A 16,402-nucleotide genomic window follows, 5' to 3' on the forward strand; every position below is an offset into this window, starting at 1 on the left:
TCCCTTGAAGCATGCCTCACAAGCTAATGCGCGAAGCTCCCGGGCTAAGGAGCAGGGCAGCTGCTCTCCAGACATTGATCATCAGGGGCGAACCTGAATACCTGACCATCCGATGCATCCAGGCGCACTTCGACGATGGGCAAGAACCGCCCCGTCACCTTGAAGTAATCATCCTGGAGATAGCGTGAACCGACCGGGCCGTTGCCCGGAAAAAGCGCCTCGCCATAAAATATGGCGTCAATCGGCAATTTTTCGGGAATACCCGGCGTCCAGGGCCTGACCATGAACTCATTCCAATCCGGGTCCATCAGCCGCACACGGATATCGATAGTCAGCTGGATCTGCTCTGGCGTCGTGGAAAAACTACAGGTGTTATAGGGATAGGCAGCATAGCGAGCCATCCAGGTATCCACGCTGTCGATGCCCATTTGCGAACAGATCCCGTTGGATGAACAGGCATCGGCCAGATTGGACGTACCGGCATCGGTGGGGTAGGCACAGCCCATGGTCAGCGGATAAGCCGCCGGCGCGGCCCATTCCTTGAAGAGAAATCCCTGGCGCCAGACCGGCTTCAGAACATGAGCATCGACCCTGAGATAGCTCGTGGAAACCCCCTTGTTGTTCTGCGAGATCGGACTGGGATCCCAGGACTTGTACGCCGTGGTTGCGTCAGTCCCTCTCATCACCACCCCATTGCAATAAAAAGAAGCATGCCCACCCGGACAGGTCATCGACGTGTCGAAGTACCGTGCATTGAGCCGCTGCGCCACCTCATAGCCGACATACAGCTGATCTTGCAGGTCGAACCCGAACACCGCCCCGTCGGCTCCCGCCAGGTTCAGACGCAGAATCGGCAACCATTGGCCCGTGGCGCTGTAGTAGTCCCGTTGGTTGTGCTGGGCCAGGCGCAAGCCGCCGCTCTGGTTCACGTCGTAGAACAGCGCTTGCACGGGCACCTGCGCCGGGGCCCGCTCATCCCAGTTCCTGACCATCAGTTTATTCGGCTGGGTCAGCCAACTGCCGCCCAGTTGCTCATGGGCCAGGAGGCTGGCGCGGAACTGCGTCGCGACCAGGCCGCTCAGCGAGCATTGCCGCAAGGGATCCTGGCCTTGCTGCTGGAAGTTCACCAACCAGCCCGGCGCATCGCTCACCCCCTGCGCCGGACACGAAGCCGGATCCGTCTCAGTCCCTCCGATCCCACAACCGTACGGGCCTTGAACAATATTCGCCATCAGCGGATAGGCACAGCGCACATCCACCGTCTTGCCCTGGCTGATGGCCGTGAACGGGTCGCTGAACACCATGCCGCCATTCTGCGTCAGGGTGCGGGTACCCAGGTCGCTGCGCAAGTAGGAGAAACTGCGCGCGCCCAGGGTTTTCGCGGTCTCCGTGTGCTCCCAGAACGTCAGGGTGTAGCCTGCGGCCAAATCGCTGACCAGCACGCCGCTGCAGAAATACGCCGCATGATTGCCCGGGCAATCGGCCGGCGTATTGCGATAGCGGGTATTGAGTAGTTGAGCCACTTCCGGCCCGGTCGCGGCTTGAGCCGCCAACACGAGCAGGGTCAACGCCAGGAACAGGATCTTGGATAACACAAGAAAGATCTTCATGACTGAGCCTCTCAACAGGCTGCTTTGAGAACGGAAAAAAACCTTGATGCCATCAGCACGGGCCTGTTCATGGTCCCGGTGCTCCCGGTGCCGCCTGATCTTGCGGGTCGTAGGAAAAAGACGGTGCATTGGCCGTTGGCGCCAGATTGACGCGAACGATCGGTAGAAACTTCCCGGTCTGGGTGAAGTAGTCATGCTGGAAAAACTGCGCACCGGGTAACCCAGGGCTGCCGAGGAGGTAGAAGAAAGCCTCGAGCGGAATCTGCGCCGGAATATCCCGCCCCCAATTGGCAATGATGACTTCGTTGAACGCGTCTTGATAATTGGCGACCTGTGCCCGGGCTTGGGTGCTCACGGCAAACTGGGCGGCGCTGCCGTTGAAACTGCAACTCATGGACGCGGCCGAGAGGGCATAAAAATGACTCAACCACTGTGCAACCGTGGTGATCCCCTGCTCGTCACAGGGGCGGCTCTCCACGGGCGAACGGGTATTCTCGTTGCAACTATCGGTTCGATCAAAGGTGTCGCCGTCAAACGGAAAGGAACAACGCAAGGTCAGCGGGTGAGCGCTGGGCGCCGCCAGTTCCTTCATGATCAGACCCTGACCTTTCTCCCAGCCCAGCACGTTGAAGCGTATGTCCGCACGCAAATAGGAAAATGAAATACCGTTACGCTCTATCGACCCGAGGCTGGGGTCCCAGGCATGGAATTGCGTCGAGGCATCAGTGGTCCGTATGAGCACGCCGTTGCAGTTATAGGCCGCGCTCCCGTCCGGACAAGTCGACGCGGTGTCGGCATAACGCGCATTGAGCCGCTCGGCCACCTCATAGCCGATATACAGCTGGTCTTGCAGATCGAAGCCGAATACCGCCCCGTCGGCCCCTGCCAGGTTCAGGCGCAGAATCGGCAACCACTCACCCGTGGCGTTGTAGTAGTCCCGTTGGTTGATCTGGGCCACGGGCAACCCGCCGGCCTGGTTCACGTCATAGAACAGCCCTTGCACGGGAAGCTGTGCCGGGGCCAACGCATCCCAGTTCCTGACCATGACTTTATTCGGCTGGGTCAGCCAACTGCCGCCCAGTTGCTCATGGGCCAGGAGGCTGGCGCGGAACTGCGTCGCGATCCGGCTGCTCAGCGAGCACTGCAGCAAAGGATCCTGGCCTTGCTGCTGAAAGTTCACCAGCCAGCCCGGCGCATCGCTCACCCCCCGAGCCGGGCACGAAGCCGGATCCGCCTCAGTCCCTCCGACTCCACAGCCGTACGGGCCTTGAACAATATTCGCCATCAGCGGAAAGGCGCAGAGCACGTCCACCGTCTTGCCCTGGCTGATGGCCGTGAACGGATCGCTGAACACCATGCCGCCGGTCTGCGTCAGGCCACGGATACCCAGGTCGCTGCGCAGGTAGGAGAAACTGCGCGCGCCCAGCTCTCTCGCGGTAGGCGTGTGCTCCCAGAACCTCAGGGTGAAGCCTCCCGCCAGGTCGCTGACCAGCACGCCGCTACAGAAATACGCCGCGTGATTGCCCGGGCAATCGAGCGGCGTATTTCTGTAGCGGGTGTTGAGCAACTGCGCGACTTCCGGCCCGGTCGCGGCCTGGGCGGCCAAGCCCAGCAACACCCAGGACAGCAGCAAGACCTTGAGCAGTGGGCGAAGGGTTTTCAACAAGGAACAGAGGCTCATGAGCGCTCACCCTGTCACGCGGACTCCGGCGTGCTGCGGTAATAGGAAACCTGGCCGTTGAGCAAAGACTGCACGGTTTCGCTGTCACCGCCGCCAAGGGCATTGCCACAGGTCACCACATTGCCGTTGTGGCGAAGCGCGGCATAGGCACTCGCCGTGGCGCTGACCTCGGCGATATCGTCCAGGGTGATAATGGTCGGCGGGACTTTCGCCCCCTCGACACTAGGCGCGGGCGGCGCAGTGCCCGGCCCTGAATTTGCGCGGGTCGCATTCATGTCAAAAACCTCTCCTGAGCGCAGCCGTCACGGCGTATTGCGCGAGGCTCCGAGTACAGGCAGGTGGGTCGTGAGGTTGAATGCCGTGGCATTGTCATTGACCGACCGGCCGTTCAGGTCGTAGGCCCAGGCGGTATCGGCGCCCAACCTGTCGACGGTCCAGAACGGATAATTCAACCACCCCAGGTATTGCGCCACGGGACCACTGCTGGGCTCGTACAAGGTCCACAGGCGCTTGATATCCGCCAGCGAGACCGGGTCCAGGCTGGCGACGGTACAGACCGTGACCATGCCGTTCCAGTCGGCGCTGGAACTCAGGTAGTACAACTGTCGAATTCCTCTGACCGTCAGCGGATAGTCACGGGGGACGCCCTGGTTATCCGTCGCCGTGATCGTGCATTGGCCATTGCCCCTGGCGGTCACTTCGCCGGTCTGGGCATTCACACTGGCCACATGGTCGTCGCTGCTGGCATAACGATAAGGCGCGGTGCCCCAGGTGGCCGTGCGCGTGAATCGGGCGAAGGCCGGCACGCTGACCGGCGCCTTGTCGGCCACGGCCACATAGTCTTCCTGGGCGAGGTCGAGCAGCGCGGAGCTTCCAAAGTCGGCGGCCATTTGCAGCGGTAGCGGTATCGAGTCCAGCGTGCTGCCGTCGGCGAGCTCCACTTCGTAGCGGACGATGACAATGTCATCGGCATTCGCGACAAAATCTTCCGCCAGTACCCGAAACTCGACATCTCTGATGGTCGTGCCGACGGGAAAGCTGTTTTCATAATGCACACCGACAAAGATAAAGACCTTTCGCCACTCCGTATCGGCAGGCGAACGGGTGACCAGGACATGGGCGCCGTCGATGGGGATATCGCCGGGGTCCAGAACGCCGCCAGGGGCTTCACGCACGGACGGGGGCGGCAGATCTGCCGCACGCCGGGTTTTGGTATTGGCCATGATGACACCTCGCAAAAGGTTTGATGCCCGGCGCCCTTGCGGGCGCCGGTCCTATCGAGAAAGGAACAACCGGGTCACGAGGCGCGGAAGACTCGCCCGGCCTGGGGTGCCGATACGGTCGGCACCGGTGGTGAGCGATAATAGGAAACGTTGTTGCGCAACTGCCCTATCACGGCATCGTTGTTACCACCGCCGCCGGAATGTCCCCAACTCACCACATCGCCACTGGCCGTCAAGGCGGTAAATCCATGGGAGTTGGCGTACAGGGCCTGCACCCCGACCAGTCGCTGAGCCGTGGCACCCGGGATAGTCCCGCCGACGGCCCCATTGCCCCAGGCAACGACAGTGCCATCCCGGCGTAACGCGGCAAACGCCTCGGAGCTGCCGGCGATCTGTATCACGTTGGTCAGTCCCGGTGGCGCGGTGCCACCCTCGTTGGAACGTCCCCAGGCGACGACTTCACCGCCCTCACGGCGTGCGGCGAAGGCTCGCCAGGTACTGCTGACCTCGACGATATCGGTGTAGGCCCTGATGATGTCTGGAACAACCCCACCGTACTCCGCCGAGCCCCAGCCATATATCTGCCGGGAAGTGAATTGAACACAGAAGGCCCGGGCATTGGAGCAGAACAACCTGGCAACGTTAGCCAGCCCGCCGGGTAATGAACCGCCGTACTCCAACTCCCCCCAGGCCTGCACGGTACCGCTGTTCAACAAGACGGCGAAGGCGGCAAAGCTGCCCATGATCTCCGTGACATTGGTCAGATTGGCGGGATAACCGTCCCCCCCATACCCGGCCTCGCCCCAGGACACCGCCGGGCCGCCGGAACGCTGTATTGCAAATGCTCTCGACGCGGCATTGATCACCGTCACATCGGCGTACCCTTGGAAACCCACCGGTACCAGGGTCCCTTGACGACCAGCCCCCCAGGCCACGACTTGACGGGTTCCCTTGATGCCGGCAAAGGCATTGAAATTACCGCAAACGTCAAGAAAGTTGTTGGCAGGCAACCCGCCCATATCGCCGGCACCTCGGAGTGGATCGCCCCAGACCCTGACATTTCCCGAACCGTCACGGGACGCAAAGGCCGCACTGGTGGAGCTGACTTCGACAATGCCACTCAAGCCTGACGGTACAGCCGCACCAAACAGCGTGTTGCCCCAGCCGACGACATCCCCGCCGTTACGAATCGCGACAAAGGCCGCATCTCCCGTGAGAGATGTGTCATCACCGCTGCCGAATATATTGGCTGGGTTCAGGGTCGCCATATGACTCTCGGAACTCACCTCCAGGGCTCTGGAAGGTTGGGTGTCCCACCAGCTCGCGGTCGGGGCGCTCCAAGTGCCGTCGCCCAGATACCGCCATCTGACCGCCAAGGGCTGCTGGGTGCCCGTGTGCAAGGCACTCAATACCCGTGAACAGCCCGAAGCCCGGTAGATCGTGCGATTGTAGCGAGCGCCCATGACCGTGAACGGTTCCAGCGGCAAAGGCACCGCGATGCTCAGGGTAAAGGGCGCGGACGGCCCGGTGATAGCGCCGTTGCGATCCCGCTCGTAGGTCACGCTCACGGTCTTGTCGAGGAACCTCCGGACATCGGCCAATGGAATCGAGAACCGCAAAAACCCATTGGATGCGTCAGTAGTGGTATAGGGGAGCTCCTCCGAGCGATAAGGCGGCGTCACGACGCCGCTGTTATCCGTCCAGGTCACCGTCACATAATCGCCGACAACCAATCCAGCTCCTAGCACCCTGACCCACACTTGCGTGACCTGATCCGGGTTCAGGGTACCGCCGTCCTGCACCCCTTCGACCTGGGGTGGCGGCAGCGACTCAGCCGCTTCGACAACAAACTCTAGGGGCCGGGACTCGATACGGTTACCGCTGCCATCGGGACGCTCGACTTCGTAATCCACCGTCACGCTGCGGCCCAGGTTGCCCGTGATGTATTGCACGAGGACGGGAAACGGCACTTCGTCGCCAGCAGAACCTGCGCCGATGGGAAAGGAGGTATCGAAACTATTGGCCGGACCATTGCCTCGCCAATAGATATAGACCCTGTCCCTGTTCTCGGTCTTGGCCTCCGCGGGAACCCGCGCCGTGGTGCCATTCGGTACCAGTGCAGGATCAAGCTTGCCGCCACTTTCAAAATCGACGGAGGGCTCGGGTAAACGCGACGGCTGGCCGAGAATGGTCAGCGGTAATTTGGCGGATTCCTGCTGGGGTGGCCCACTGATCAGGTTGATCTGGTAGTAAAGATCGAGGGTGCCACCGGCCAACTCCTGTAGATAGCTTTTGTCCAGCGGGAACTCCACGTTCGTCCCCACCATATTGGCGAAGACCGGTTTCGGCGGGCTGCGATAAGGCAACGGGGAGGTATCGGACTTGAGGCCGTCACCGCACAATATGATGGTGTCCCCCTCCTGCATCAGCGGCGTGTATTCGAGTACGGTGGCCAATGCGCCCGTCGCGGGCACCAGATTGGGGTCAACCACACCACCGTTGTTTTCACGCAAGGTCGGCGGCGGCAATTGCTGGACGACGCCGATCACGCTCAGGGTCAGGGTTTTTGAGCCCAAGGGGCGAGGCGTGCCGGTCCGCGTCACTTCGTAGCGAACCCTGGCACTGCCTTGGGGAATGGCCGTCACGATCCGGTTATCGATGGTGAAGAACAGCGAGTAGCCTCCATCACCGACAGGTACAGGCTTGGTCTGCTGGTCATTGATCGGAGCGCCATCGACGGTCCGCCCGCTCCAGAACAACTCAACCGAATCGTTATCTTGCAGGCCGCCTCCCGGCACTTCAATCCGTACATCGGCAGTGCCCAACTGGGCCAGATCGATGATTCGCGCCGGCCAGTCGGGGGCTCTTGGCGGAAACAACTGGTCAGGGCCGACTTCCACATCGGTTACGGCGTCCTTCGACCACAAGGACCAGTTGTCGACGATATCGTGGACGTCATACCTTACGATCTGCCCCACACCAGCGCCCGGGCCAGGTAAAAAGGGAGTTCCCACAAAATCGTCCAGGGTCAGTATGAAAAAAACCGGGCTATCCACCTCGCCGGCCGTCAGAGGTGCGTGTACAAAATAGTGTCCGTTCCAGCTCAGCCTGATCACGTCGCCTTCACGCATATTGTCATACGGGTCGATCCTGACACTGAGGGGAAGATCGGTCTCCTGGACAAGATCAGGAATATCTTGAGGCTCCTTCAGGTTTTCATTCACACCTGGGGTATTTGGGTCCGTGTCGTAGCCACCGGGCACAATAATCCGAGTGGTGATTGTGCGTTCAAATGAAGGGCTTACCCCACCGCCTAAAAAGGTGGTTATTGTATAAAAAACTTGGTGTTCACCGTAGAAGGGCTCATCGGGGCCAAGCCGCTCGATGATATCGATCGGCATCACCTTCATTGACTTGCTACCGTTGGTGACGTCATCCTGTACTACAGCATCACTGTCGATTGGCGTCGTGGGATCTTTCCAGTACAAATCGACTTGGTCATTCAGCCTGGCGCCCGCCATAAATACGGTCACGGCAATAGCCCGATCGGGATCCTTGAGGTCGTCCCACCGCAGTTTGTCATTCTTGGCGACGGGAACATCCGGACGCGGGAGCTCCTTGAGTTCGTTATCTGATCTGTTCATCTCATTCCACTCCAAGTAGAGCGATCGAGAGAGAAAACAATACCGGCAAGTCAAGCGTGACGCTGGGAGCCGCTGTACGCCCCCCCTCGTTTTATCACCACGGGCTTGCCGGCATTGAACTAGGTCAAGGCATCATTAATCCCGGCAAGGTGGGTCGGTTTGCCAGTTGGCACAGGTACCCCATCTGGCGCATTTCACATCACAGAACGCGTAACTGAAGTCGAGTGAATGGGAAACACCTTTACCGTTTCTGGCAAAGCTCTGGGCCTCTGCCCGACCGCTAACACATATCGCATAGTGATGTATCTCCGGAACGAGAACGTCATAAAACCCATCCGTTTGCAGTTCCTTGTCAGTCAGCGGGAAGGGGGGTGAGAGGAAGTTCGCGCCGGGGACAAGATTGCCCCCCGTGAGTGCATCGAACCCTCTGAAAGAGATCCAGACTGTATCGCCTACAGCAAGATTGCTAACCCCCGCCAACGGGATCCGAACAGGATTGTAGTGCCCCGGCAAGCCCGGATAAGCCAACAACTCGTTCGGTCCGATCACATCACGGCTATTGAGCGTTGTAAATTCCGGCTGAGGTAATATACCGCCCCCTGGATAGTCAGACTTTGATTGAACTTCCACGGGTTTGTCCGGGGCCTGGGAACTCGAAGTATTCGGCGGCACGCTCAAATCACGCGTGATCACGTAATGCACCGGGATAGCCGGACCACCGCCCTGATTTTGCATCGTCGATACAGGCACTGGACGAGTAATGAATGCAGGCAGGTTGGCCGCTTCCTGGGGGGTAACAGCTTGCAGTGTGACGGGAGGCTGTGTTCCCCACTGAAGTGTCAGGCGGTCGCCGCCCAGCAATGTATACAATCTATCAATAGAATAGAAAGGAATACGCGCCGTGGCGCCCGCTTGTAAGTCAGCGTCCGATATCACATCCGCTACGTTATCGACATCGCCATAAATGGTCAGTGGATTCAGGTTTCCGTGCACCGGACTCGGCTGGTCGGGATTCTCGCCGCCGGGTGTGGACAGATCGACTTGGACCGTGGTCGGATCACTCGGGCTGGGCGGCCTGATCTCAACCCCACCTCGACCATACAGCCTGTAGCTGACGTTAATGCTGGCAATATCCAGTATCTGAGCGTCTCTGATCACCCGGTAGTCAAGTTGGACCGCCAGAATAGGATCGGCGTTAACGTCTGTGATCGGCACCCGGTTAGTGGTTTGATTACCCCAGACGATTTCAATCGAATGATTCGTACTGGGATTCGTATAGGGGGCAATTTCTATATGAACACCCGCTTGTGCATCGGCATAGGTCACCAACCCATGATCATCGAATTCCACAACCGTGGGGGGCACCAGATTGGCAGGAAGCGGAGCAATCTCGACATTCAACTCCCGCACGCTTGGCGTCCCCGGTGGGGTCGTCGTAGCATTTCCGGAAATATCCACCACTTCATAACCAAAGTCATGTGGGCCTGGCGTTAATGCCAGCAGGTCGGCTTCACTGTAGTAAATGGGTATATAGTCAGGCGGTTCGGCGACAGGAAGATAAGCGGAGCCACTCGTCAGTTTGGTTATATCGATGACCGGAGTGAGGGTGTCGCCCCTGTCAAGACCGCTGTAACCCGATACCAATCCGACCACCCCGCGCATGGAAATAGGCGCAGCAAAATCCTCGATATCCGTTTCACTGATGAGATTACTGGCTTCGATCTGGGCACTGAACCTCGGCGCCGGCAGAAGCTGCAAGCCGGGAGCCGTGAGGTCGACTCTAACTTGGACCGGCTCCGAAAATTCAGTAATCAGACCCAGAGTAGTAGCACCGTACCATATCGTGTGCGTCCCCTCGCTCATCCGGGTCGCATCGTAGGGGACGGTAAGCGTATAATAAAAGTTCGGGTCGGGGTTAGTCGGTTCACCCGGTGCTATATCATAATACAAGTTTGGCACTACATCGCCAGGTGTGTTTCCATCCCAAAAGATCTCCAACCGATACCCCACTTCCGCACCATCCCAGTTCGTCATTCTGATTTCAAGATCCCGGACGGCATCGTCCTTATGAATCAACGGCACGAAACCTGGAATCCACGCGGGCACAGTGACGACGCCAAGCGGATCAACCTTCGCGGAACGCGCGGAACGATAAGATCGAGCTTTTCTTACCATGGTATTCATCTTAAGCCTCCAATTATTTATTTAGAAAAACATCCCCCGACGCAATACTTCAGCCGCAGCAAGCTCACTGATTACTTGACATGATTCGCCAAAACCAGGAAAACCAATACGCTATTTTATTGATGTACGACACACCGCTATTCATTCAGCCATCGCACTAACCTTCAACCCAACCTCCACTGATTCTCAAGCTAGGCGCAAGTCACACGGATGAGTAGCTGTTAGAAATGACAGGTATTAACAAAAGCTTCACGATAGATTTACTCAATAACTTTTCATCTCCTTGAGCCGACAGCTATTTTCCATTTTGCTCAGGGGGAAAATCTTTTTTCCAAGGCTCTCCAGGCCAAAATTTAAGCAAAAAAAGCCGACCAACGGATACATATCAAATAGCTACTATCTCTTTCCAGGCCGTTTGGATCCAACACGCCATAAAGAAGCCGAACAAGACGTCTGCTCCCGACAAACACTAAAGCTTTGTTTACCCGCCTGGACCGCTGAGTAGACCCCATATGTCTGCACAACCGCAAAAAACCATAGTTTTTATAACGTTACTGATCACACATTAAAAAAAATAATCAACTCACAACAATCAATACCTGTCATTTCTCACAGGTGGCAGGGGCAGCATTCTGGTGTTAAATGAAATCATTGCTTTCTTCCAAGGGAGAGCTTCGTGATGGGCACTTGTGTTCAGCCCTTACTCAAGCAGACCGATGCCCGTTTGAAAAAAAACGCTCGCTGGCGTTGCGCGTCAAAAATCGAATCGGCGGCCCACTTGAAACCCTGCTCGCGCCTCTCCTCCCCAACGCTGAACACCCAGGCGCATCTCCGGCATAAGGAAAATAAATTACGCCTGAACGACCCTGTTTTTTTTAAACATTCCGCTCATTTCATGAATATCACTCGAATTAAATGTAAGATTTTTCCACTACAAAAGAAGGATTATTCTGATTCGCAAAGCAATAACATTTTGTATTACTCTACCTACAGACACCTCACAGCCCTTGTTTTTTCAGGCTTGGGCACGACTCAAACAACAGAAAAGCCCCGCCTCGCCCTGAGTGACAGCATTGCAGTCCGCTCAATACGGGGTAAGAATTGTCTTCCAGATCCGGCGTACTTGCTGACGTTCTTTGAACGAGTTCCGTTCAAAGCGGGCAAGTTTGGTCGTTATTTACTGCGTACCTGGCAAAAACATTCTTATCCAGTGCAGCAACTTCACTCTTTCACAACAGCAACAGGAGCACGGCATGTTACAACATGGCGTTAAAAACTCTATTTGTCCGACACTGAAACAAGCTTCGCCATTTATAACCTGCATGGCGTTATCCTTGCTCAGTGTTTCCGTCCAGGCGGCCACCGTGATCGTCAATGGCTCGACGCTGACCATTGACTCGACGACCGATCCCACCAACAGCTACAACGTCATCAACCGCGGGCAACTGCGTGCCAACGGTGCGACAACCGGTATTATCCAGGCACAGGACGGCGCACAACTGCAGATCACCGGTTCGACCACCGATTACATCTCGTTGCAGCAAAACTCCATGCTCACTCTGAGTGGCAGCACGGTTTTCAGCTCGAGCAACCATGGCGTTTCCATTTTCGGCACACCGGCCGGTGGCACCAACCTGATTTCCGGCTCGTCGATCACCAGCACCGCCGGCGCCGGCCTGCTCCTGTCGGCACAAACCTTTACCGGCACCGGCGAATACTTCGGCGACTCCAAGGCCGATGTATCCAACAGTGCCATCACCGGTAGCACGGCGGGTGTCATCATGTCCGCGGACGCGACCCTGACACTGGCCAACTCCAGCGTCACCGGCACGGCGGCCAACAGTGCCGGCCTCCAGATGTTCAGCGGTACCGCCAGCGCCAGCAACAGCCAGATCACCGGGGAAAGAGCCGGCATTTCCATGAACAAGTCCGGGACCTTCACGGACGCGTCGCTGACCCTGGACGGTTCGAGTGTCACCGGCAAAACCGGCCCGGCCCTCGAAGTGCTCGGTGGCGTCAACGCCACTATCAACGTGCAGAACGGCAGCACCCTGTCCGCCGGCAATGGCACCCTGCTGGACGTCACCGGCAACAGCAACGCGGTCTTTACCGCCGACAACAGCGTCCTGACCGGTGATATCGTCGCCGAGGCCGGCAGCACCGCCGATGTGACGCTGAACAACAATGCCCAACTGACCGGCCAACTGACCAATGTCGCCAAGCTGGGGCTGAACAGCGGTGGCACCTGGAACATGGTCGACAGCGCCAGCGTCGGCGATGTGACCATGAACGGCGGCACCATCAACTTCGGCAGCCAGGGCACCGCTTTCCGTACCCTGACCCTGGCGAGCCTGGCGGGCACCGGCGGCACCTTTGCCATCGGCGCCGACTTCGCCGCGGGCGGGGCCGACTTCCTGCACGTCACCGGCAATGCCACCGGCGATCACCTGTTGGCGGTCACCGCCAGCGGTGTCGACCCTCTGGCCGATAGCAGCCTGCATGTGGTCCAGACCGGCGGCGGCGATGCCAAGTTCTCGCTGCTGGGCGGCCCGGTGGACCTGGGTACCTGGTCCTACGACCTGCTGCAGACCGACCCGAACAACTGGTACCTGAATGCCGCCAGCCGTACGCCGAGCCCCAGCACCCAGTCGGTCCTGGCGCTGTTCAATACCGCTCCGACCGTCTGGTTGGGTGAATTGACCACCCTGCGCACGCGCATGGGCGAGGTCCGCCAGGACCAGGGCAATACCGGCTTCTGGATGCGCACCTACGGGAACAAGTTCAACGTTTCCGCCGCCTCCGGTACTGAATACAACCAGACCCAACGTGGCTTTACCCTGGGTGCCGATGCGGCCCTGCCTTACGGCGACGGTCAATGGCTGGCGGGTGTGATGGCCGGTTTCAGTGACTCCGACCTGGTGCTCAACCGTGGTAGCGGCGGTACCGTGAAGAGTTACTACATCGCGCCTTATGCCACCTGGAAAGACGCGAAAACCGGCTACTACTTCGATGCCGTGGCCAAGGTCAACCGCTTCAACAACGAAGCGAATGTCCAGATGAGCGACGGTCAGAAAGCCAAGGGTTCCTACAGCAACACCGGTGTCGGTGGTTCCGCGGAGTTCGGTAAGCACATCACCCTGGACAACGACTACTTCGTCGAGCCTTACAGCAAGCTGTCCGCCGTGGTGATCCAGGGCCAGAGCTACGACCTGGACAACGGCCTGCAGGCCAAGGGCGACAAGGCCTACTCCGTGCTGGGCAGTGTCGGCAGCACCGTCGGGCGTAATTTCGTCTGGGGCAAGGACCGCGTCGTGCAGCCTTACGTGCGTGCCGCCGTGAGCCATGAGTTCGCCAATAACAACCAGGTCAAGGTCAACAACAATACCTTCGACAATGACCTGTCCGGTTCTCGCATCGAGATCGCCACGGGCATGAGCGCCACGCTCTCCAAGGAAGCCCGGGTCTACAGCGAGATCGGCTACGGCGACGGCAAGAACATCAGCCAGCCTTGGGCCGCCAGCGTCGGCTTCAGCTACAGCTTCTAAGTTTGGCCGGTCGGACGGCAGCGCCGTCCGGCAACGCAACTCCCCCTCTAGAGAGGGCTGATCTTTGGATCAGCCCTCTCTACGACCACAGAATGATCGGTAACAATTCCCCACCTTGCATCCTCGCAAGCCTGCGGCTTATAGTCCGCCGGTCGTCCTTATTGGCGATACGGGTTTGGCGACTCGTTAGACAAATCGTGCGAAAGCTCTGCGCTTGTTTGCAGGGCTTTGTGCACGCGCAAGGCCGCTTTATGGCGGCTGTGCGCGGGAGACCTTCGGGTCTGCCGGCTTGGTTTGTCCCGGTTCGCCAACCTGCGTACAGCTGCCACCTTTTCGTTTGGCGACGGTCGGGTGGTGATCCCCTACGACAAACTAAGAGTTACCCTCATGAGCAAATACATACCGTTAACCGCCATCGACTGCCTGATCCCCAGCCTGTTGATCGACGCTGAAAGCCCCACCGATGTCCTCCACGCCAACGCCGCCGCCCGCTTCCTCGCGGCGACGCAAATGCTCGAAGCGCTGTCCCGCATTGAACTGCACAACGCCAATGACATCGACTTCCAACACATCCTCCAGGTCCCCGCGATGGTCATGCGCGACGGCTGCGACCTGATGGACGTGCTGGGTTGGCGGCTGCGGGTCTGACCGCTGGAAACCTGAATCTAAAAACGATCTCAAGCCTGGTTTGATTTTGTGGCGAGCGGGCTTGCCCGCTCGCCACAAGGCCGTGTTCCACTCCAGCCCTTGCACCGGCCCTGATTAACCACAGGAACAACCTTCTGCCTACCCTTCGGATAAACGGCCTTCGTTTACCCCCTCGAACTGTCAATTCTGACAGTAGACACACCTCACGCCAGGGTCCTTTAATAACCCCATATCCGCCTCTATCGCCGTATTGGCTGCCCCTCAAACACAGAGGTGTCTTCCATGAACCGGCGACGTTCCAGCCACTTTTTCTCCAATGGCGCTCCATTGAGTCCGAAGTGGCTCTTGCTGGCCTCAATGCTGTTGATCCTGTTGGGCTGCACCGCCCGGCAGGATCAACGCTCACTGACACAAGCACGCCAATCCTCGGTGCATTCACAATTCATCCTCGCCGGACAGGAAACGGCGGCACAACTCACCCAACGTTATCGCGATACACGCTCAGACTGCGGCGCGCCCTCCCGCCCGGCCTTTCTGTGCTCCGGCATCCTCCTCAGAGGGACCAATCCCTCGCCGGACTATCACGCCTGGAACCCCAGCGATTTCTCGATAGCAAGCGGCGGCGTGTCCTTTTCCTATCTGCGCACCGATGCCAAATACAAAGTGCTGGCTTATAACTATAAAAACGGCTTTTTCTTCAGCCCTTACCTCGGCAGCGAAGGCAAGGTCCACCCCGAAGTGCTGTGCTCCTTTGTCATCGATGGGCACACCTTCGAACGCCCGACCGAGCAAGGATGTGGCGCACATATTCGTTACCCGGACAGCGGGCCGTGTCGAAACCAGGGCATTACCACCGCTGCGCAGTGGCTGGCACATTACAACCGTGTCACGGGTGACGCCCAACGGCAGCAGCATCAATGCGCGTTCGATGTGCGCGATGCATTGAACGAACAAGCAACCGCGGCCTTCAATACCAGCATTGCGGCCATGAAACTGATTCCAAGCGAATCATTCGCGATGGAAAACGAACTGCGCATCGCCACCTGGGCGCAGAACATCCCCACCCAACTGCCCATCGAAGCGTTCTTTTATGTCAATGACGGGCTGGCGGGAGCCCAGCATGACCAGCGGGATTTCTATCAGGCAACGGGCATCACTATCCCCATCATCCGCATGACCCTGCCCGCCGTGGCGGCGAACGACGCGACCTTCGAGTTTCGCGCCCAGGACCAGGTCGATCAGGACGAACTGGTGATCGCGCCGTCGGTCATGGTGCTGGATGGCCTGTCGATCAAAGCCAGCTGGCCCCGCCTTCGCGACTCGGTCGGCAATGCCGCCACCCGGCTGCCCACGGGCGGTCACCCCCCCTACCGGTATGTGTCGAGCGCACCGGCCGTGGTCTCGGTAAATGCGGCGGGCAAGGTGGTCGGCGAACGGACCGGCAGCGCCACCATCACCGTCTATGATGCCAGCCACCAATCGGTGTCATACCCGGTGCAAGTGGGCAATGTCTTTCTATTGGGCATACAACCCTACCCCTTTGCAGACGTGCACGCCGCCAACGCCTGGGTCGCCAGTCAGGGGGGCCACTCACCCGGCCTGGCAGGGGCAACGGATCTGGCCCACTCATTCGGGCTCCCCCTGCCTCCCGGCACGATCGGCGCACAGAACTACTGGCTTCTGACCACTGAAGGTTGCCCGGCCGGCATGTCCCTGTATTACGCGTATCAGACTGCCAACTACGGTTGTGGCTATAACGTCAGTGCCGGCCTGGGTGCCCTGTACATGATCAGATACTGAATATGACGGTGATCGACCCAAGCGTGCCGACGGCAACCGTGAGCGCAACACTGCGCTCACGGCATTG

The 16,402-nt window shown here is 58.7% G+C and carries 10 protein-coding genes; 4 read left to right on the plus strand and 6 right to left on the minus strand.

Annotated elements, in window-relative coordinates:
* Window positions 1–44: 44 nt before the first annotated feature.
* From M5C56_RS19430 to M5C56_RS19455, 6 genes are all read right to left on the minus strand, one after another.
* Window positions 45–1,610: a hypothetical protein gene (locus M5C56_RS19430; protein ID WP_247263263.1), complete on the minus strand. Its 1,566-nt coding sequence runs from the start codon at window positions 1,608–1,610 to the stop codon at window positions 45–47.
* 67 nt (window positions 1,611–1,677) lie between these two features.
* Window positions 1,678–3,291 carry a hypothetical protein gene (locus M5C56_RS19435; RefSeq protein WP_247263262.1) on the minus strand — a complete coding sequence of 538 codons (1,614 nt, stop codon included), beginning with the start codon at window positions 3,289–3,291 and terminating at the stop codon, window positions 1,678–1,680.
* Window positions 3,292–3,305: 14 nt separating this feature from the next.
* Window positions 3,306–3,566 (minus strand): hypothetical protein, encoded by a 261-nt coding sequence (locus M5C56_RS19440; RefSeq protein ID WP_103497122.1) that lies wholly within the window; start codon window positions 3,564–3,566, stop codon window positions 3,306–3,308.
* A 27-nt stretch (window positions 3,567–3,593) separates the two neighbouring features.
* Window positions 3,594–4,514 (minus strand): Ig-like domain-containing protein, encoded by a 921-nt coding sequence (locus M5C56_RS19445; protein WP_103497123.1) that lies wholly within the window; start codon window positions 4,512–4,514, stop codon window positions 3,594–3,596.
* A 74-nt stretch (window positions 4,515–4,588) separates the two neighbouring features.
* Window positions 4,589–8,158, minus strand: coding sequence for a hypothetical protein (locus tag M5C56_RS19450; RefSeq protein ID WP_103497124.1), 3,570 nt, complete (start codon window positions 8,156–8,158; stop codon window positions 4,589–4,591).
* A gap of 135 nt (window positions 8,159–8,293) precedes the next feature.
* Window positions 8,294–10,342: a hypothetical protein gene (locus M5C56_RS19455; protein WP_103497125.1), complete on the minus strand. Its 2,049-nt coding sequence runs from the start codon at window positions 10,340–10,342 to the stop codon at window positions 8,294–8,296.
* Between the two features lie 676 nt (window positions 10,343–11,018).
* Between M5C56_RS19455 and M5C56_RS19460 the strand changes: the two genes are divergently transcribed.
* From M5C56_RS19460 to M5C56_RS19475, 4 genes are all read left to right on the plus strand, one after another.
* Complete coding sequence (locus M5C56_RS19460; RefSeq protein ID WP_247263261.1) at window positions 11,019–11,615, plus strand: hypothetical protein; 597 nt, start codon at window positions 11,019–11,021, stop codon at window positions 11,613–11,615.
* A 61-nt stretch (window positions 11,616–11,676) separates the two neighbouring features.
* Window positions 11,677–13,887 (plus strand): autotransporter outer membrane beta-barrel domain-containing protein, encoded by a 2,211-nt coding sequence (locus tag M5C56_RS19465; RefSeq protein WP_247263260.1) that lies wholly within the window; start codon window positions 11,677–11,679, stop codon window positions 13,885–13,887.
* Between the two features lie 387 nt (window positions 13,888–14,274).
* Entirely contained in the window at window positions 14,275–14,535 is a 261-nt protein-coding gene (locus tag M5C56_RS19470; protein WP_103496447.1) for a short-chain dehydrogenase, read from the plus strand.
* Between the two features lie 357 nt (window positions 14,536–14,892).
* Entirely contained in the window at window positions 14,893–16,335 is a 1,443-nt protein-coding gene (locus tag M5C56_RS19475) for an Ig-like domain-containing protein (protein ID WP_247263259.1), read from the plus strand.
* Window positions 16,336–16,402: the final 67 nt, after the last annotated feature.

Source organism: Pseudomonas sp. MWU13-2862 (assembly GCF_023242495.1).
Classification (GTDB): Bacteria; Pseudomonadota; Gammaproteobacteria; order Pseudomonadales; family Pseudomonadaceae; genus Aquipseudomonas; species Aquipseudomonas gingeri_D.

What these genes read in the sequence shown, in the direction of transcription:
- M5C56_RS19430 (WP_247263263.1), bottom strand. Translation starts at nt 1,610, where the DNA reads ATGAAGATCTTTCTTGTGTTATCCAAGATCCTGTTCCTGGCGTTGACC.
- M5C56_RS19435 (WP_247263262.1), bottom strand. Translation starts at nt 3,291, where the DNA reads ATGAGCCTCTGTTCCTTGTTGAAAACCCTTCGCCCACTGCTCAAGGTC.
- M5C56_RS19440 (WP_103497122.1), bottom strand. Translation starts at nt 3,566, where the DNA reads ATGAATGCGACCCGCGCAAATTCAGGGCCGGGCACTGCGCCGCCCGCG.
- M5C56_RS19445 (WP_103497123.1), bottom strand. Translation starts at nt 4,514, where the DNA reads ATGGCCAATACCAAAACCCGGCGTGCGGCAGATCTGCCGCCCCCGTCC.
- M5C56_RS19450 (WP_103497124.1), bottom strand. Translation starts at nt 8,158, where the DNA reads ATGAACAGATCAGATAACGAACTCAAGGAGCTCCCGCGTCCGGATGTT.
- M5C56_RS19455 (WP_103497125.1), bottom strand. Translation starts at nt 10,342, where the DNA reads ATGAATACCATGGTAAGAAAAGCTCGATCTTATCGTTCCGCGCGTTCC.
- M5C56_RS19470 (WP_103496447.1), top strand. Translation starts at nt 14,275, where the DNA reads ATGAGCAAATACATACCGTTAACCGCCATCGACTGCCTGATCCCCAGC.
- M5C56_RS19475 (WP_247263259.1), top strand. Translation starts at nt 14,893, where the DNA reads ATGCTGTTGATCCTGTTGGGCTGCACCGCCCGGCAGGATCAACGCTCA.